The 13,003-nt window shown below is 65.1% G+C and carries 13 protein-coding genes and 2 pseudogenes; 10 read left to right on the forward strand and 5 right to left on the reverse strand.

Annotated features, from left to right (window positions below; translation table 11 throughout):
* Positions 1-163: 163 nt before the first annotated feature.
* From E6W36_RS11445 to E6W36_RS11460, 5 genes and pseudogenes are all read right to left on the reverse strand, one after another.
* Positions 164-1,085 (reverse strand): annotated as a pseudogene (locus tag E6W36_RS11445) (DUF2493 domain-containing protein).
* A gap of 297 nt (positions 1,086-1,382) precedes the next feature.
* Entirely contained in the window at positions 1,383-2,417 is a 1,035-nt protein-coding gene (locus tag E6W36_RS11450) for a DUF7146 domain-containing protein (protein ID WP_222872666.1), read from the reverse strand.
* The gene (locus E6W36_RS19040) at positions 2,398-3,258 is read right to left on the reverse strand and encodes a hypothetical protein (RefSeq protein ID WP_246047591.1); all 861 of its coding nucleotides are present in this window, start codon (positions 3,256-3,258) and stop codon (positions 2,398-2,400) included. The genes E6W36_RS11450 and E6W36_RS19040 overlap by 20 nt, the downstream gene beginning before the upstream one ends.
* Entirely contained in the window at positions 3,255-4,523 is a 1,269-nt protein-coding gene (locus E6W36_RS19045; protein ID WP_246047593.1) for a ParB/RepB/Spo0J family partition protein, read from the reverse strand. The genes E6W36_RS19040 and E6W36_RS19045 overlap by 4 nt, the downstream gene beginning before the upstream one ends.
* A gap of 257 nt (positions 4,524-4,780) precedes the next feature.
* A complete protein-coding gene (locus E6W36_RS11460; RefSeq protein ID WP_222872667.1) occupies positions 4,781-5,977 on the reverse strand; it encodes a DUF932 domain-containing protein in 1,197 nt (398 codons plus the stop codon).
* A 242-nt stretch (positions 5,978-6,219) separates the two neighbouring features.
* On the opposite strand from E6W36_RS11460, the gene E6W36_RS11465 reads away from it, so the two are divergent.
* The 10 genes and pseudogenes from E6W36_RS11465 (at position 6,220) to E6W36_RS19075 (ending at position 12,929) form a co-directional block, all read left to right on the forward strand.
* Positions 6,220-6,606 carry a DUF6088 family protein gene (locus E6W36_RS11465; protein ID WP_246047595.1) on the forward strand — a complete coding sequence of 129 codons (387 nt, stop codon included), beginning with the start codon at positions 6,220-6,222 and terminating at the stop codon, positions 6,604-6,606.
* Between the two features lie 236 nt (positions 6,607-6,842).
* A complete protein-coding gene (locus E6W36_RS23495; protein ID WP_281277311.1) occupies positions 6,843-7,418 on the forward strand; it encodes a nucleotidyl transferase AbiEii/AbiGii toxin family protein in 576 nt (191 codons plus the stop codon).
* Positions 7,342-8,115 (forward strand): nucleotidyl transferase AbiEii/AbiGii toxin family protein, encoded by a 774-nt coding sequence (locus tag E6W36_RS11470; protein ID WP_281277312.1) that lies wholly within the window; start codon positions 7,342-7,344, stop codon positions 8,113-8,115. The genes E6W36_RS23495 and E6W36_RS11470 overlap by 77 nt, the downstream gene beginning before the upstream one ends.
* 64 nt (positions 8,116-8,179) lie before the next feature.
* The gene (locus E6W36_RS11475) at positions 8,180-8,794 is read left to right on the forward strand and encodes a hypothetical protein (RefSeq protein ID WP_246047597.1); all 615 of its coding nucleotides are present in this window, start codon (positions 8,180-8,182) and stop codon (positions 8,792-8,794) included.
* 20 nt (positions 8,795-8,814) lie between these two features.
* Positions 8,815-8,967 carry a helix-turn-helix domain-containing protein gene (locus E6W36_RS19050; protein ID WP_246047599.1) on the forward strand — a complete coding sequence of 51 codons (153 nt, stop codon included), beginning with the start codon at positions 8,815-8,817 and terminating at the stop codon, positions 8,965-8,967.
* Between the two features lie 108 nt (positions 8,968-9,075).
* Entirely contained in the window at positions 9,076-9,321 is a 246-nt protein-coding gene (locus tag E6W36_RS19055) for a hypothetical protein (RefSeq protein WP_246047601.1), read from the forward strand.
* 22 nt (positions 9,322-9,343) lie between these two features.
* Positions 9,344-9,538, forward strand: a complete 195-nt coding sequence (locus E6W36_RS19060; protein ID WP_246047602.1) for a hypothetical protein — start codon at positions 9,344-9,346, stop codon at positions 9,536-9,538.
* A 1-nt stretch (position 9,539) separates the two neighbouring features.
* Complete coding sequence (locus E6W36_RS19065; RefSeq protein WP_246047604.1) at positions 9,540-11,438, forward strand: UvrD-helicase domain-containing protein; 1,899 nt, start codon at positions 9,540-9,542, stop codon at positions 11,436-11,438.
* A 394-nt stretch (positions 11,439-11,832) separates the two neighbouring features.
* Positions 11,833-11,997, forward strand: a pseudogene (locus tag E6W36_RS19070) (hypothetical protein); the annotation flags it as partial.
* 236 nt (positions 11,998-12,233) lie between these two features.
* Positions 12,234-12,929 (forward strand): PD-(D/E)XK nuclease family protein, encoded by a 696-nt coding sequence (locus E6W36_RS19075; protein ID WP_246048324.1) that lies wholly within the window; start codon positions 12,234-12,236, stop codon positions 12,927-12,929.
* Positions 12,930-13,003: the final 74 nt, after the last annotated feature.

Here is a 13,003-nt window from a genome sequence, read left to right on the forward strand (position 1 = left end):
TCAGGCCGGGAGGCTAATTCGTCCGCTAGTCGCGACCGCGATGTGAACCAAGATCCTCATCCTGCAACAATACCGGTCTTCCTGTTCCCAGTCCAGAGCCGACATCAGGCTTTGGATAGACCTATCCTCGCACGATCAAGGTATATTGAGGCGGAGGCAGCGCTTACGCGCCGCCGTGCTTCCACACCGGGATGCCGAGCTTCTTGGCCTTGTCGGCAAGGTTGTCGTTGATGCCTGTGCCGGGGAAGTGCATCACGCCCTTCGGCACGATCTCCAGCATCTGGTCGTTGCGCTTGAAGGGTGCGGCGCGACCGTGCTTGGTCCAGTCGGGGGCGAAGCCGATCTGCGGGACGTTGCGATTTGTTGCCCAAAGGGATGCGATTTTCTCGGCTCCCTTCGGCGACTTGCCGTGGATCAGGACCATGTCCGGGTGCTTCGCGTGCACCTGGTCGAGCTTGGCCCAGATCAGTCGGTGATCGTTGAAGTCGAGCCCGCCGGTGACGACGATCTTCGGACCGGGAGGAAGAAGAACCTCCTGTTCGGCACGCTTCTTCGCCATCAGGAAGTCGCGGCTGTCGATCATCGCGGAAGTGAGATTGCGATGGTTGATCTTCGATCCACTGCGGGGAGCCACGGCTTGCCGACATGGCGTTCGTAGTGTTCCGCGGCCTGGTCGCGCATCAGCTCGAAGGCGGCTTGGCGTTCGATAAGCGTCCTGCCCTCGGCGATCTGGCGCTCGAGTTCGACCGACTTCACCTCGCTGCCGTCCTGTTCGCGCTGCGAGCGCTTCTGGGCCTGTTCGTTGTCGTCAAGCTCTCGTGCGATCCGTTCGGTGGCGCGATGGAAGACGTTGACGGTCGACCAGAGGAGATCGTCGAGATCGGGTTCGAGGCGCGTGTCCTCCAGCGTCGCGATCAGGGCGTCGAAGATGTCGGCGACAGCGCCCGCGACCTGGTTGCCGTCGGGCAGTAGCCGCTGGTCGGGCTCGTCGGTGAGGGGCGGTAGCCGTGGAGCTGGAGTTCGTTGAGGACATGGTCGGTGGGTGAGGATTCGTGGTGCGGTTCGAAGTCGTCGTGATCGCGCATGGGATGCTCCGTCGGTGGGACCGCGACCGTCGCGGCCTTCATGGCGACGAAGCCCACGGGCCAGACGGGCGGGCACCTGGAGCGCAAGCGCAGGGCTCGATGGCTAAGGCTGGCTATTTTGCTTCGCGATGGAAAGCGGCCGTAAGGCCGCGCCGGAAAATAGTCGGCCGCCGCCATTGCCCGGTTGGCCGGCTTGTGGGCCGATCGCCCTCTCGAAGGTCGAGGCGCGGTCCCGCTCCGACGGATTGACGCATCCTCCGGGCACGGCGGCGAACCGCAGGCCCGTTCTCATGCCAGCTATGCCGCCAACGCCATGAAGCGGGCGACGTCCTGCGGTGCGATCTGCAACCGGGCTTCCATGCGCAGGGCATCCAGGCCGAGGGTGCGCAGGTCCTCGTTGAAGTCGTCCAACTCGGGCGAGATGACGATCGCTTCGATCCCGGTCGCGTTCGCTCGTTCGATCAGGGTATCGCGCGCGCCGTTACCGGCCGGATCGTTGTCGCGGACGATGTAGAGCCGCCGTAGCGTGCCGGGGAACAGGATGGCGGCGAGATGAGCGGCTGAGAGCGCCGCCAGCATGGGCATAGAGGGAACAGCCTGCCGGAGCGACAGGACGGTCTCGATGCCTTCACCGGCCGCCATCACCTCGCCACCGATGCCGAAGCGGACCGCGTTACCAAGAAGATCACCCATCGCCCGCCTCGGCGTGTCGATCGGCGCCTTGTCGCGTCGGCGCGGATCGAGCCAGGTGCGATGCGCCCCGGTGATCTTGCCGTCGAGGTCGGTGACGGCCGCAATCATCGCCGGCCAGGTCTCGGTCGGCGAATGCTCGTCGGGTCGATAGTAACAGCACGGGTGGAAATGCAGGCTTCCGGTTCCGCGTAAATCCGTAATGCCGCGTTCGCGCAAATACGCCTGTACGAGCGTGCCGTGGATCGGCTGCGACATGCGGATCAGCCGAAGGGCGGCCTCGGGCGACCCATGCGGCGCCGGGCTTTGCCGCGGTTGCTGGCGAGATTCCGGCTCCGGCGGTGGCATGCTGAGGAAGGTCCGCGCCTCGTCCGTGACGTCCTTGAAATCGAGCAGGCCGCAGCTTTCGCGGATAACGTCGAGGAAATCGCCATGCTCGCCGGTCGCCGCGTCGGTCCATTTGCCGGCTGGGCCTTTGGGCGTGTCCTTGAGCCGGACGTACATCGAGCGGCCGGGCTTGTTGCGCACATCGCCAACCAGCCAGTAGCCGCCCTGGCGGCGTCCGCTGGAGAGATAGTGCCGGCACACCGCCTCGGCACGATCGGCGAGACGGCGTGCAAGATCATGCGGATTTTGCGCCATGGTCGTTTCCCATGAGAAAGGCCCGCCGTCGCCGGCGGGCCAGTCTCGCAAGTCGTTGACGGTTATTCGGCCGCGACCGCGTGGGGAGCGTCGTCGGCCACCTCATCTTCCGCGAACGACTCGTCTTCGACCATGGCCGTTTCGCCACCGATTGCCGTCGATTGTTCGACAGCCGCAACAGATCGTTGATCAGGGTGGGTTCGACCTTCGACGCGCACCGATCGACGGTGCGCAATGGCTCAGGCAACCAGCCGGTATCGGCGAGCAGCGTCTGTGCTTCCGCTGCCATGTCGCCCTTCTTCAGATGCTCGATCCGATCAGCGGCGCGTTGTCCCTTCGCCTGGGAAACCGCCTGAAGGATGCGGGCCTTCGTCACCCGGCCGAGGAAGTTGTCCACGCTCGGCTTCCACCCGGCTGCCGCCATGTCGAGGTCGACCGCTTGCGCCAGCCGGTCGGCATGGGCGGCGGCACGGGGCCGCCGGTTCCAGGGCTCATAGACGGCGTTGACCGAGAGGCTGACGATGTGGGCGAACAGGGCCGCCCGGCTGTCGCCGTCCCATTCCTGCAGCGCGTCCCAGAGATCGGCGGATTCCTTCGGAAGCGCCTTTGACCAGCTTTCGTGCCGCACGCGGATCGCCTCGGCCGAGACGCTGTCGTTGAGCCCCGGCGCCTGCGTCCCGAAGCTGACACTCTTCAGATCGAGTTCGAGGCAGCTATCCGAGCCGTAGTGGTAGAAGGTCTTCAGCGTCAGAACGTGCAGCGCCGCAACGAAGGCGACGTCCGGTCGCTCGCCGAGCGCCTTGCGCAACCCCAGCGTCCGGTGCGAGGTCAGCTCGGTCATGAGGCGATCGGATATGGGCGAGAGACCTCGTCGTCCTCCGGCTCGGCGTCAGGCTCCGCCGTCACGACAGCCTCGTCGCCCTCGTAGCTGGTGGCGATAGCGTGTTCGTCGCCGCTATCGGCGTCCGGCTCGGACGCTGGCTCGGCCGCCAATTCGTCTTCCGGTCGGACATAGCCCCGCTCGACGCGAAGCTGTCCGTCGGCGCCGATGCTGATGAAGGCGCCGGCGCGCGCGATCTCGACGGCGTCGAACACCGCGGGACGGCTATCGAAGCCCTCGACCAGCGTCTCCAGCTCCGACAGGCGCTCATCCACTTCCTCCGGAAGCTCGTCGGCGTCCTGGTATTCCTCGGACAGCCGGTCGAACTCGGCCTGGAGCGCGTCGCGGCTCGCTTCCTCCTCGGCCGACAGCGGCACGGTCTCGCCGCGAAGCTGGCGCAGGCCGAAGGAATGGCCGTAGGCGAAGTCGGGCGCTACCTCGATCCACTTCCAGCCTTCGGCGGCGATCACCTCGGCGTCCGACCTCAGCTTATCGGCTACCATCTGGTCGATCAGCGGAACATCCTGCAGCCAGCCGCCATCATCGCCCTGGAACAGATCGCGCAGCACGGCGCCGCCCGCCGCTACATAGGCGTCGAGGCCGATGAACTGGGCGCGCTTGTCGGATGCGCGGACCGCGCCCTCGGTCAGCATGCGGCGGATGACGTAGGGCTGCTTATCGTAGGAAGCCTTCAGGCGCTCGAAGATCTGCTCCTGGCGTTCATGGTCGCCGGAGACGGTGAAGGCCATGAGCTGGTCGAGCGTCATGCCGTCCTCGGCATAGACGTCGAGCAGCGTCGGCGAGACCGACGCGAGCTTCAGGCGCTGCTTCACCACGTTGACCGAGACGAAGAACGCGGCGGCGATTTCCTCTTCGGACTGGCCCTTCTCGCGCAACGCCAGGAACGCCCGGAACTGGTCGAGAGGGTGCAACGGCGCGCGCTGGACGTTCTCGGCGAGCGAGTCCTCCTCGGCGATGCCGCTGTCGCGGACGATGCACGGCACCGGCGCGGTCTTGGCGAGGCGCTTCTGCTTCACCAGCAGCTCCAGCGCCCGGTAGCGCCGGCCGCCGGCCGGGATTTCGAACATGCCGGTCGGGGCGCCGGCCTGATCGACGACCGCGCGCACGCTGAGGCCCTGCAGCAGGCCGCGGCGAGCGATGTCGTCGGCCAGCTCCTCGACCGAGACACCGGCCTTCACGCGCCGGACGTTCGACTGGGAGAGCAAGAGCTTGTTGAAGGGATGTCGCGCGAGGGCGAGAGGGTGATCTTCTGAACAGGGGTGGCCATCGGGATGTACTCCGCGACGAGCGCCGAAAGCCTCTCTCGGCATCAACTCGTCACGAAGCGCAGCGCCGCCCTCTCACTCTGGAGGGCAGCGCCGCAGAACCGACGACTTCCAATTAGCGCACCTTCGACTCCCAATTAGCTGGCATCGGCTGAAAGCCGGAGACACGCCTTTCCGCATCTCCGGCTTTCCGGGACTCAGGCCGCCCGGTCGAACAGCTTCTTGGCCCGCGCCTCCAGGTCGAGCCGCGCGTCCTGCTGGGTCTTATCGCGCGCGACCGCAGTGATGCCCTGCACGAAGTCGAAGACGCTCTCGGGCTTGCGGCCTTCTTCGGCCAAGACGGTCTCAATGATCTTCGCCGTCTCGGCCTTGGAGAAGCCGCGCTTGCGCAGGAAGTCGCTGCGGTCCTCGTCGGAGCGGGCGACGATCTTTTCCCGCGCCGCTCTGATGCCGTTGACGAAGGGGACGGCTGAGGAATTGGCGAAGCGTGTCAGCGCCGGCGCCGCCTCATGCGCGAAGCGGGACGCGGCGTATTTCGAGTGGCGGATGGTGATCTCCTCGAAATCTTCGACGCCCCACAGATTCCGATTCTGGCAGACCGCCCTGAGATAGAAGCTCGCCATGCCGAGCGTCTTGGCACCGACCTCGGAATTCCAGCAATAGAAGCCGCGGAAGTAGAGGTCGGGCGAACCGTCGGGCAGTCGGCCCGCCTCGATCGGGTTCAGGTCGTCGACTAGAAAGAGGAAGATGTCTCGGTCCGAGGCATAGAGGGTCGTGGTGTCCTGAGTGATGTCGACGCGCGGATTGTAGATACCAGTCGACCAGTCGAGGACGCCCGGCACCTTCCAGCGGGTGTCGCCCGTGCCGTTGCCAGCGATGCGCTGAACGGCCGCAACCAGCTCGTGATCGAAGATACGGCCATAGTCAGGCCCGGTGACGGCCCGAAGCTCGACGCGACCATCTTCGATCTCCAGCGTCTTCACCTGCTCGGCGCGATGGGAGGTCAGCCCGTATTGCAGGTTGATGCCGGCCAGCGGCGCCGGAAGCTGGCGCAGATAGGCCGCTGGCGCGCCCACCAGGCCGGCAAGCTGACCGAAGCTCCAATGTGTGGGCGCGATCGGCGTGTCGGACCCGGGCAGCATCAGGGCCAGGCGCTCTGCATCGTCGCGACTGGCATCCACCCGGATCGCCGCGCTTTCGACGGTTCGGGTACGGCTTCGCTCGGTCCGGCCACGGACGGCAGCATATAGGTCCGACAGAGACAGGTAACGCTCGTCCGCCGGCCGTGAGAACCACTCCGAAGACACGCGGCGAACACGCTCGCCGCGGCTTACATCCACCTTGTAGCCCCGCCGTCCATCGCGAGCGGCGTCGAGAATTTCCACCTGGGTCATGGGTTGTCTCCATGACGGGCGCCGGAGCCTCTCCCAGCCCTCAACCCGTCACGGCAAACCCGTCCGCACTCTCACTCGGCGGGGTGTTGCGGGGCAGCCGGCCCCGCAGAAGGGGTCGGCCGAGACCGCAGGGCTCGGCCGCAGGGGAAGGCTTTCCCTCAAAGCCAGGACTGTCCGAAGTTTGTATATGTTTTCGGACGATCGACTTGCCTCATGTCCGAAAAGGACTACAAATTTCGGACATGAGAAATGACTCGCCCGATCTAAAGACAGCCATACTTGAGCGCATCCGTGCGGACGCGCCGCGCAAGGTATGGACGCCCAGCGATTTCGTCGATCTCGCCTCGCGAGACGCCGTCGATAAGGCGTTGCAGCGGCTGACGAAGGCCGAAATCCTCAGGCGAATCGATCGTGGGCTCTACGATCAGCCTGGCTTCAACAAGCTCACCCAGAAACCCAACCCGCCTGATCCGCGCTCAGTCATCGACGCCGTCGGGCGGCGTGACCAAACCCGGATGCTTGTCGATGGCATGACCGCGGCGAACGATCTGGGCCTGACTGACGCCGTCCCGGCAAAATCGTGGTGCACACCGACGCTCGGCGCCGCGCGATCAAGCTCGGCAATGTAACGATCACCTTCCGTCCGACCGCGGCCAGCAAGCTATTCTGGGCCGGACGACCAGCGATGCGCGTCGTCCAAGCGCTTCACTGGCTGCGCGATCTCCTGGTTCGTGAAGGGAGAGTGATCAGGTCAGGCGCAAGCTCGCCAAGCTTTTCGAAGATCCGACGGGGGCCCTCAAAGCGGATCTCACTGCCGGTATGACAGCGCTTCCGACATGGATGTGGGTGTTTCTCAAGCCGCTCGTTGAAAGCGACGCCGGCGTTCATCGTCGGCACATCGATGATGATCGTGATGATGCTGATCATGATCGTCATCTACAAAGAACGGCGGACGATGCCGATGATCAGCATCATGCTGCCGTCGCCCGGCCCAAGCGAAAGCCGCTCTCCCCGCAGAAGACACAAACCGCCAAACGCGGCGCAGCTGGGCGGTGAAGATATGAATCCGGCTTTCGACGAGGTTCTCGCGGCTGGGTCCGACGCGATGTTGAGCGCCTTCGATACGACGGCGCTACGCCTCGGCACGGCGTCCCAGAATATCGAGAAGGACTTCTGGGTCTGCTGGACGCTGGATGCCTTGTTCAATGGCTTGAAAGAGGGCGGACCCCGCCTCCTCTTCAAGGGTGGAACCTCCCTGTCCAAAGGGTTTGGTTTGATCAACCGCTTCTCCGAAGACATCGATGTCACGGTGTTTCGGGACGACATCGGCGAGCCGGCCACCATTGAGGAGCTCGAAGCGCTGAGTGGCAAAGCGCCGGGCGCGCCTCGATGCGATCAAGGACGCTTGCCAAGCCTACATCAACGGCCCGCTGCGGGCTGAGCTGACGGTGATCCTGCAGGACCGGCTCCGGGCCGCCGGCCTCGGTGCCGACGCGGCACGGGTAGAAGCCGATGATGCTGATCCCGACGGCCAGACGCTGCTAATCTGGTATCCCGCGGCGACACCGCGATCGGACTATGTACGCGCGGCTATCAAGATCGAGTCGGGCGCGAAGTCTGCTCTTGATCCGAACAGCGAAGTGCCGATTAAACCCTATGTCGACGACGATCTACCGGCGCTCGATTTGACCATACCGGCCGTGCGCACGGTCGATCCCGAACGCACCTTCTGGGACAAGGTCGTCATCGTCCACGGGTTACGACGGTGGTTCGACAAGCGCGGCGAGCTGCGTGGGGGCGGTCAACGCGTATCCCGTCACTATTATGACCTGCACCGGCTTGCCGCGACGCCAGTCGGCGCGGCCGCCATCGCTGACACGGCGCTCGGCGCGGACTGCGTCGCTCACGCCCGGATGTTCTTCAATCGACCAGACTTCGATCTCGCCAGCGCTGCGCCTAGCTCGTTCACGCTTGCCCCGCATGACGCGATGATCGAGCAGTTGCGTGTCGACTACAGGGCCATGCAAGGCATGATCTTCGGCGATCCTCCGGATTTCGAGGCCGTGCTCGACAGCATCGGCTCGCTCGAAACGCGTCTGAACGAGAAGGGCGATATGGGAAGCGGGGCGGGGAGATGAAGCAGTTGGAGGGGCTGTCGACACAGGGCAAGAGGCAGACGCGCACCACGCGGGCGAGGCGATCGTGGCCCCGCTGCGCAAACGACGCCTCAATGGCGAACTCTACGGGCGCGACCTGAAGATAGAAGCGCTCATCGCCGAGTTGGCGGTCCTGCCGCGTGACGAGTTGATTGACAGGGCGGAAATCACCAAGCGCTCCGACGCGGGCTACATCCCTAGCGAATGTCTCGTCTATTTCATTCGCGCGAGCCGTCGAGACAACAACGAGGCGTGGTTCGAACGCCTCTATCGGATCCTGATCGGACGCGTGCTGCGCAGCTTGCCCAAGGCGGAAAGCTCTGATGGCAGGACGGAATCGCTGACGCGCGGGGTCGTGCGCGACAAGGTGTTCAGCCGGTTCGCCGAGCTACTTTCGGCGGATCGCGCCGACTATATCGACAAGCTCGACTATTTCGAGGTGCGCTTCGACGGCGCGCTGGCAAGCCTGCGGCGCGATGCGCAGGAAAAGGCCTGGCGCGACGAAAATCGTTCCCAGCCCCTCGAATATGACGAGGAGAGTGGTGAACTGTCGCCAGAGGTGGAGGCGGCCGCGGGGCCCACGATCCCTTCGCCGCGTCGGATTTCGACGATCCGGCTTACCGGTCGCGCCTGGATGCAGCGATTGAAGTTCTACCAATAGAACAAAGCAGGATCATTCACATGCTCAGACAGGGCTTTCCCATCGACTCGAAGGAGCCGGACGTCATGACCATCGCCAAGGCCTTGGGCCGCTCCGAAAAGACGGTCCGAACCTACCGTGACAAGGCCTTCGCCACCCTGCGAGCCGCCATGACCGACGGAGACGAGCGGTGAGCCCCGCCGGCGCACGACCATCCCGCGAGTCCGTGCTCGACGCGTTCGCGGTTGAGAGCGAGCCTGGCCGCTCGACCTTGGAACGCTATCTGCGGCTTTACCCAGAATATGCTGGAGAGCTCATCGATCTCTCGCGCGAACTCAGCCGCGAGTCTTACGAAGACGCCGCACCTCTCTGCTGCCGATCAGGCGCTGATCGATGCGGCTTGGTCGCAACACGCCAAGGCTGTGCCGGCGGCAGCATCCGACCCTTTCGCGGCGCTGACGGTCGATGACTGGCGCACCGTCGCCCAGGTTTTGGACGTGCCCCGGCAAGTCGTGACCGCGCTGCGCGAACGGCAGGTCTCTCGTTAGTATCCCGCGACGCTTCCTGGCGATGTTGGCTGAGGCGATGCGCAGCTCTGTCGCGCAGTTGGAGTCGTCTTGGGAGCCAGCTCCGCTGCTCGTCGCGCGCAGCTACAAGGCCGATAATAAGCCGACGGCCGGCGAGCAGGTCACCTTCGAGCAGGTGCTGATCGACGCTGGCGTTCCGGCCGAGAAGCGCGCCAGATTGTTGGCGGAGGCTGACTGACATGGATAGCGTGGAGCTCGCCAGGCAAGTCGCCGCTGAGCTTCACGCTCGCCTCGTTGCATCCGGCGCCGATCCCTGGTCGCCTTATGATTTTGCTGTCGCTGAGGCTAAGCGGCGAGGGATCGACGTCGAGCCGACGGCAGTAGGGGCGGCTGTGCTCAACGGTGGCCGCGCGACCTTTGTCGCCGCCGACGATCTGATCCTCCATGAAAACATCGGATCTAGGTTCGAGCAGGCCTTCCTCGTGGCGCATGAGATCGGCCATGTAGAGCTTGGCGACGATCCCGAAGGTGAACCCGCGCCGGCGATTGATCCGGCCCGCGCGGCCGAGCCGTCTCCGGTCGGGATTGATCGGGTGATCGACTATGGGCGCAGGCAGCGTCGCGAGGTCCAGATGGATCTTTTCGCGCGCGAACTGCTGATCCCGCGAAACGTAGTGCGGGCGCTTCATGTGGATGGCGGCCTTTCCGCTTCTGAGATCGCTGCGAAACTCGGGGCCGTTCGAGGTCGTGGCGCAGCAGTTGTTCGATGCCTTGCTGTTGCCGCCGGTGCCGCCCACGCCGGCGGCAACGCACGTCGAACGGCCGCTCAATCCGCTGCAAGCGACGGCGGCGGCGCATCGCGGGAAGCCTATCTGCTCGAAGCGGGTCCTGGCACCGGGAAGACCCAGACGTTGATCGCGCGTGTCGAAGGCCTTCTGGAAGAGGGTATCGATCCCAGGCGTATCTTGCTCCTGACCTTCTCGAACAAGGCGGCGGGCGAGATGGCCGAAAGGATCGCGCGCAAGCGGCCCGAGGCGGCGGCCGCGATGTGGATCGGCACGTTCCATGCCTTCGGCCTCGATATCATCCGTCGCTTCCACGCGGAGCTCGGCCTGTCGAAAGACCCGCGGATGATGGATAGGACCGAGGCGGTCGAGCTCCTCGAGGAGGAGTTTCCGCGGCTGAGGCTCGCGCACTACCGCAACCTCTATGATCCCACCCAGATCATCGCTGACATGCTGGCCGCCATCTCGCGGGCGAAGGACGAGGTAGTCGACGCTGAAACCTACGCCGGACTCGCCGATGCCATGTTGGCGAAGGCGGGTGATCCGGAAGCGCGTGAAGCGGCAGAACGCGCCGTCGAGGTTGCCCGTGTCTATGCCGCCTATGAACAGCTCAAGCGCAACGCGCACTGCATTGACTTCGGCGATCTTGTCGCTTTGCCAGTGCAACTGCTCGAAAAGGACGCGGCCATCTGTGCGGCGCTGCAGGCGCGATATGATCATGTCCTGGTCGATGAGTATCAGGACGTGAACCGCAGCAGCGTCCGGTTGCTGAGGGCGCTACGGCCTGACGGCCGCAATCTCTGGATGGTCGGTGACGCCAAGCAGTCGATCTACCGTTTTCGCGGCGCCTCATCCTTCAATATGACCCGGTTCGGCAAGGAGGACTTCCCCGGCGGCAAGCGCGGTCGATTGAAGCGCAACTACCGTTCGGTGCCTGAGATCGTTGCCAGCTTCTCCGGCTTTGCGATCACGATGCGCGCGGGCGACGCGGACAGCGGCCTCGAAGCGGATAGGGAAGCTAATGGACATAGGCCGGAGCTGCGCACGGTCCAGCGCGCCGAGCAGCAGCAGGTCGCTTTGGCCGATGCAATCGAGGAACTCCGGCGCGAGGGCTACGCCTATCGCGAGCAGGCAGTCCTATGCACCGGCAACGAAAAGCTGTCGACGATCGGTCAGGACCTCGAACGGCTGGGTGTGCCGGTCCTGTTCCTGGGCAGTCTGTTCGAGCGGGGAGGTCAAGGATCTTCTGGCTCTTCTTTCGATCCTTGTCGACCGGCGCGCCATGGGCCTGGTGCGCATTGCCTGCTGGCCGGACTTTGTCACCAGCTTCGCCGATGTGGCCGCGGTCTTTGACCATCTACGGGCGGCCGGGCATGCGCCGGCCAGTTGGCTGCGGGATGGCGAGACGATCCCCGGTTTGAGCGACGGCGGGCGACGGACCCTTGCCGGGCTCGCGGCTGCGCTCGACGGGTTCGATCAGACGGCCTCGCCCTGGACCGTGCTCGCGACGCTGCTGCTCGATCGCACGCGCATCGCTGCACGGCTCGGAACGTCGGCGGACCTCGCCGATCGCACGCGCGGCATCGCGATTTGGCAGTTCCTCAACTTCGTGCGGGTGCAGCCGCCCGGACGCGGGCTGCCCATCACGCGCCTGCTCGATCGAGTGCGCAGGCTTGTCCGTCTCGGCGACGATCGCGATCTGCGTCAGTTGCCGGCGGCCGCGCAACATCTCGACGCAGTGCGGCTGATGACTATCCACGGCGCCAAGGGCTTGGAGTTCGGCGGCGTTCATATCCCGGGGCTCAACAGCGATACGATCCCACGCACGCCGCCGGCGCCGCCCTGTCCGGCCCGATGGCATGATCGCAGCGCCGAAGGCAGCGCGATCGAGACGTTCCGCGATGGTCAGGCCGAGGAGCAGGAGTGTCTGTTCTACGTGGCGCAGTCGCGCGCCCGCGACCGCTTGATCCTCTATGCGCCAACCGAGAAGAGCAACGGCCACAACCGACCGCTTTCGCCGTTCCTCGACCGTCTCGGCGCTACCTTGACACGCCATTCGGTCGTGCCGGCGCGGCCGCTTCCCGTGGCGGCGGAAGCGCGGGGCGTCGACCTGGTCGTCGACGGGCGGCTTAGTTTCGGCGCCCGCAGATCGCTCTTTATGAATCCTGCCCGCGTCGCTTCTTTTACACTCATGTCCTACAGGTTGGCGGGCGGCGGACCGCGACCGCCTTCATGCACTTGCACGAGGCGGTTCGTTCGGTGGTCGCGGAGGTGATCGCGGCGGACACACCCGTGTCCGAGCAGGCGCTGCAAGATCGCGCCGCGGCGGCGCTCGCCGGCGAAGGGCTCGCCGACCATGGCTACAGCGCTGAGTTCCGCGATCTGGCACTCGTGATGCTGCGCTTCTTCCTGGCGAACCGCACCGATGCGGTCGCCGAGACGCCGGTTGCGCTGACCCTCAATTTCGGCGGCGAGGAAATCATCGTTCGGCCGGACGAGGTGCTGGTGCGGCCGGACGGTGTCCGCGCCGTGCGCCGGATCCGTACGGGTCACATGCGGTCGGCCGAGAGCAAGGATGTCGGCGCGGCGGCGCTGATGCTGGCGGTCAAGCAGGCCTTTCCCGGCGCGGTCGTAGAGCTCGTCCATCTTTCCGACGGCGAGACGCATGCGCTTGCCTTGTCCGATCGGGAACTGAAAGGGCGGAAGGACAAGCTCGCAAAGTTTCTCGGCGACATCCGCGCCGGACGGTTTCCGGCCGAGGTCTCATCGCGCACCTGCCCGAACTGCCCGGCCTTCTTTATCTGCGGGCAGACCCCGACGGTCCCCTGCAAAAAGTTCGCCTGACCTTACCGGTCGGCCGACCTCGCTCCGATTGGACCCTTAGAGCCGCGGCGCTGCCTCGGCCGAACCTAAGGACC

The organism is Hankyongella ginsenosidimutans (genome assembly GCF_005144965.1).
GTDB lineage: Bacteria > Pseudomonadota > Alphaproteobacteria > Sphingomonadales > Sphingomonadaceae > Hankyongella > Hankyongella ginsenosidimutans.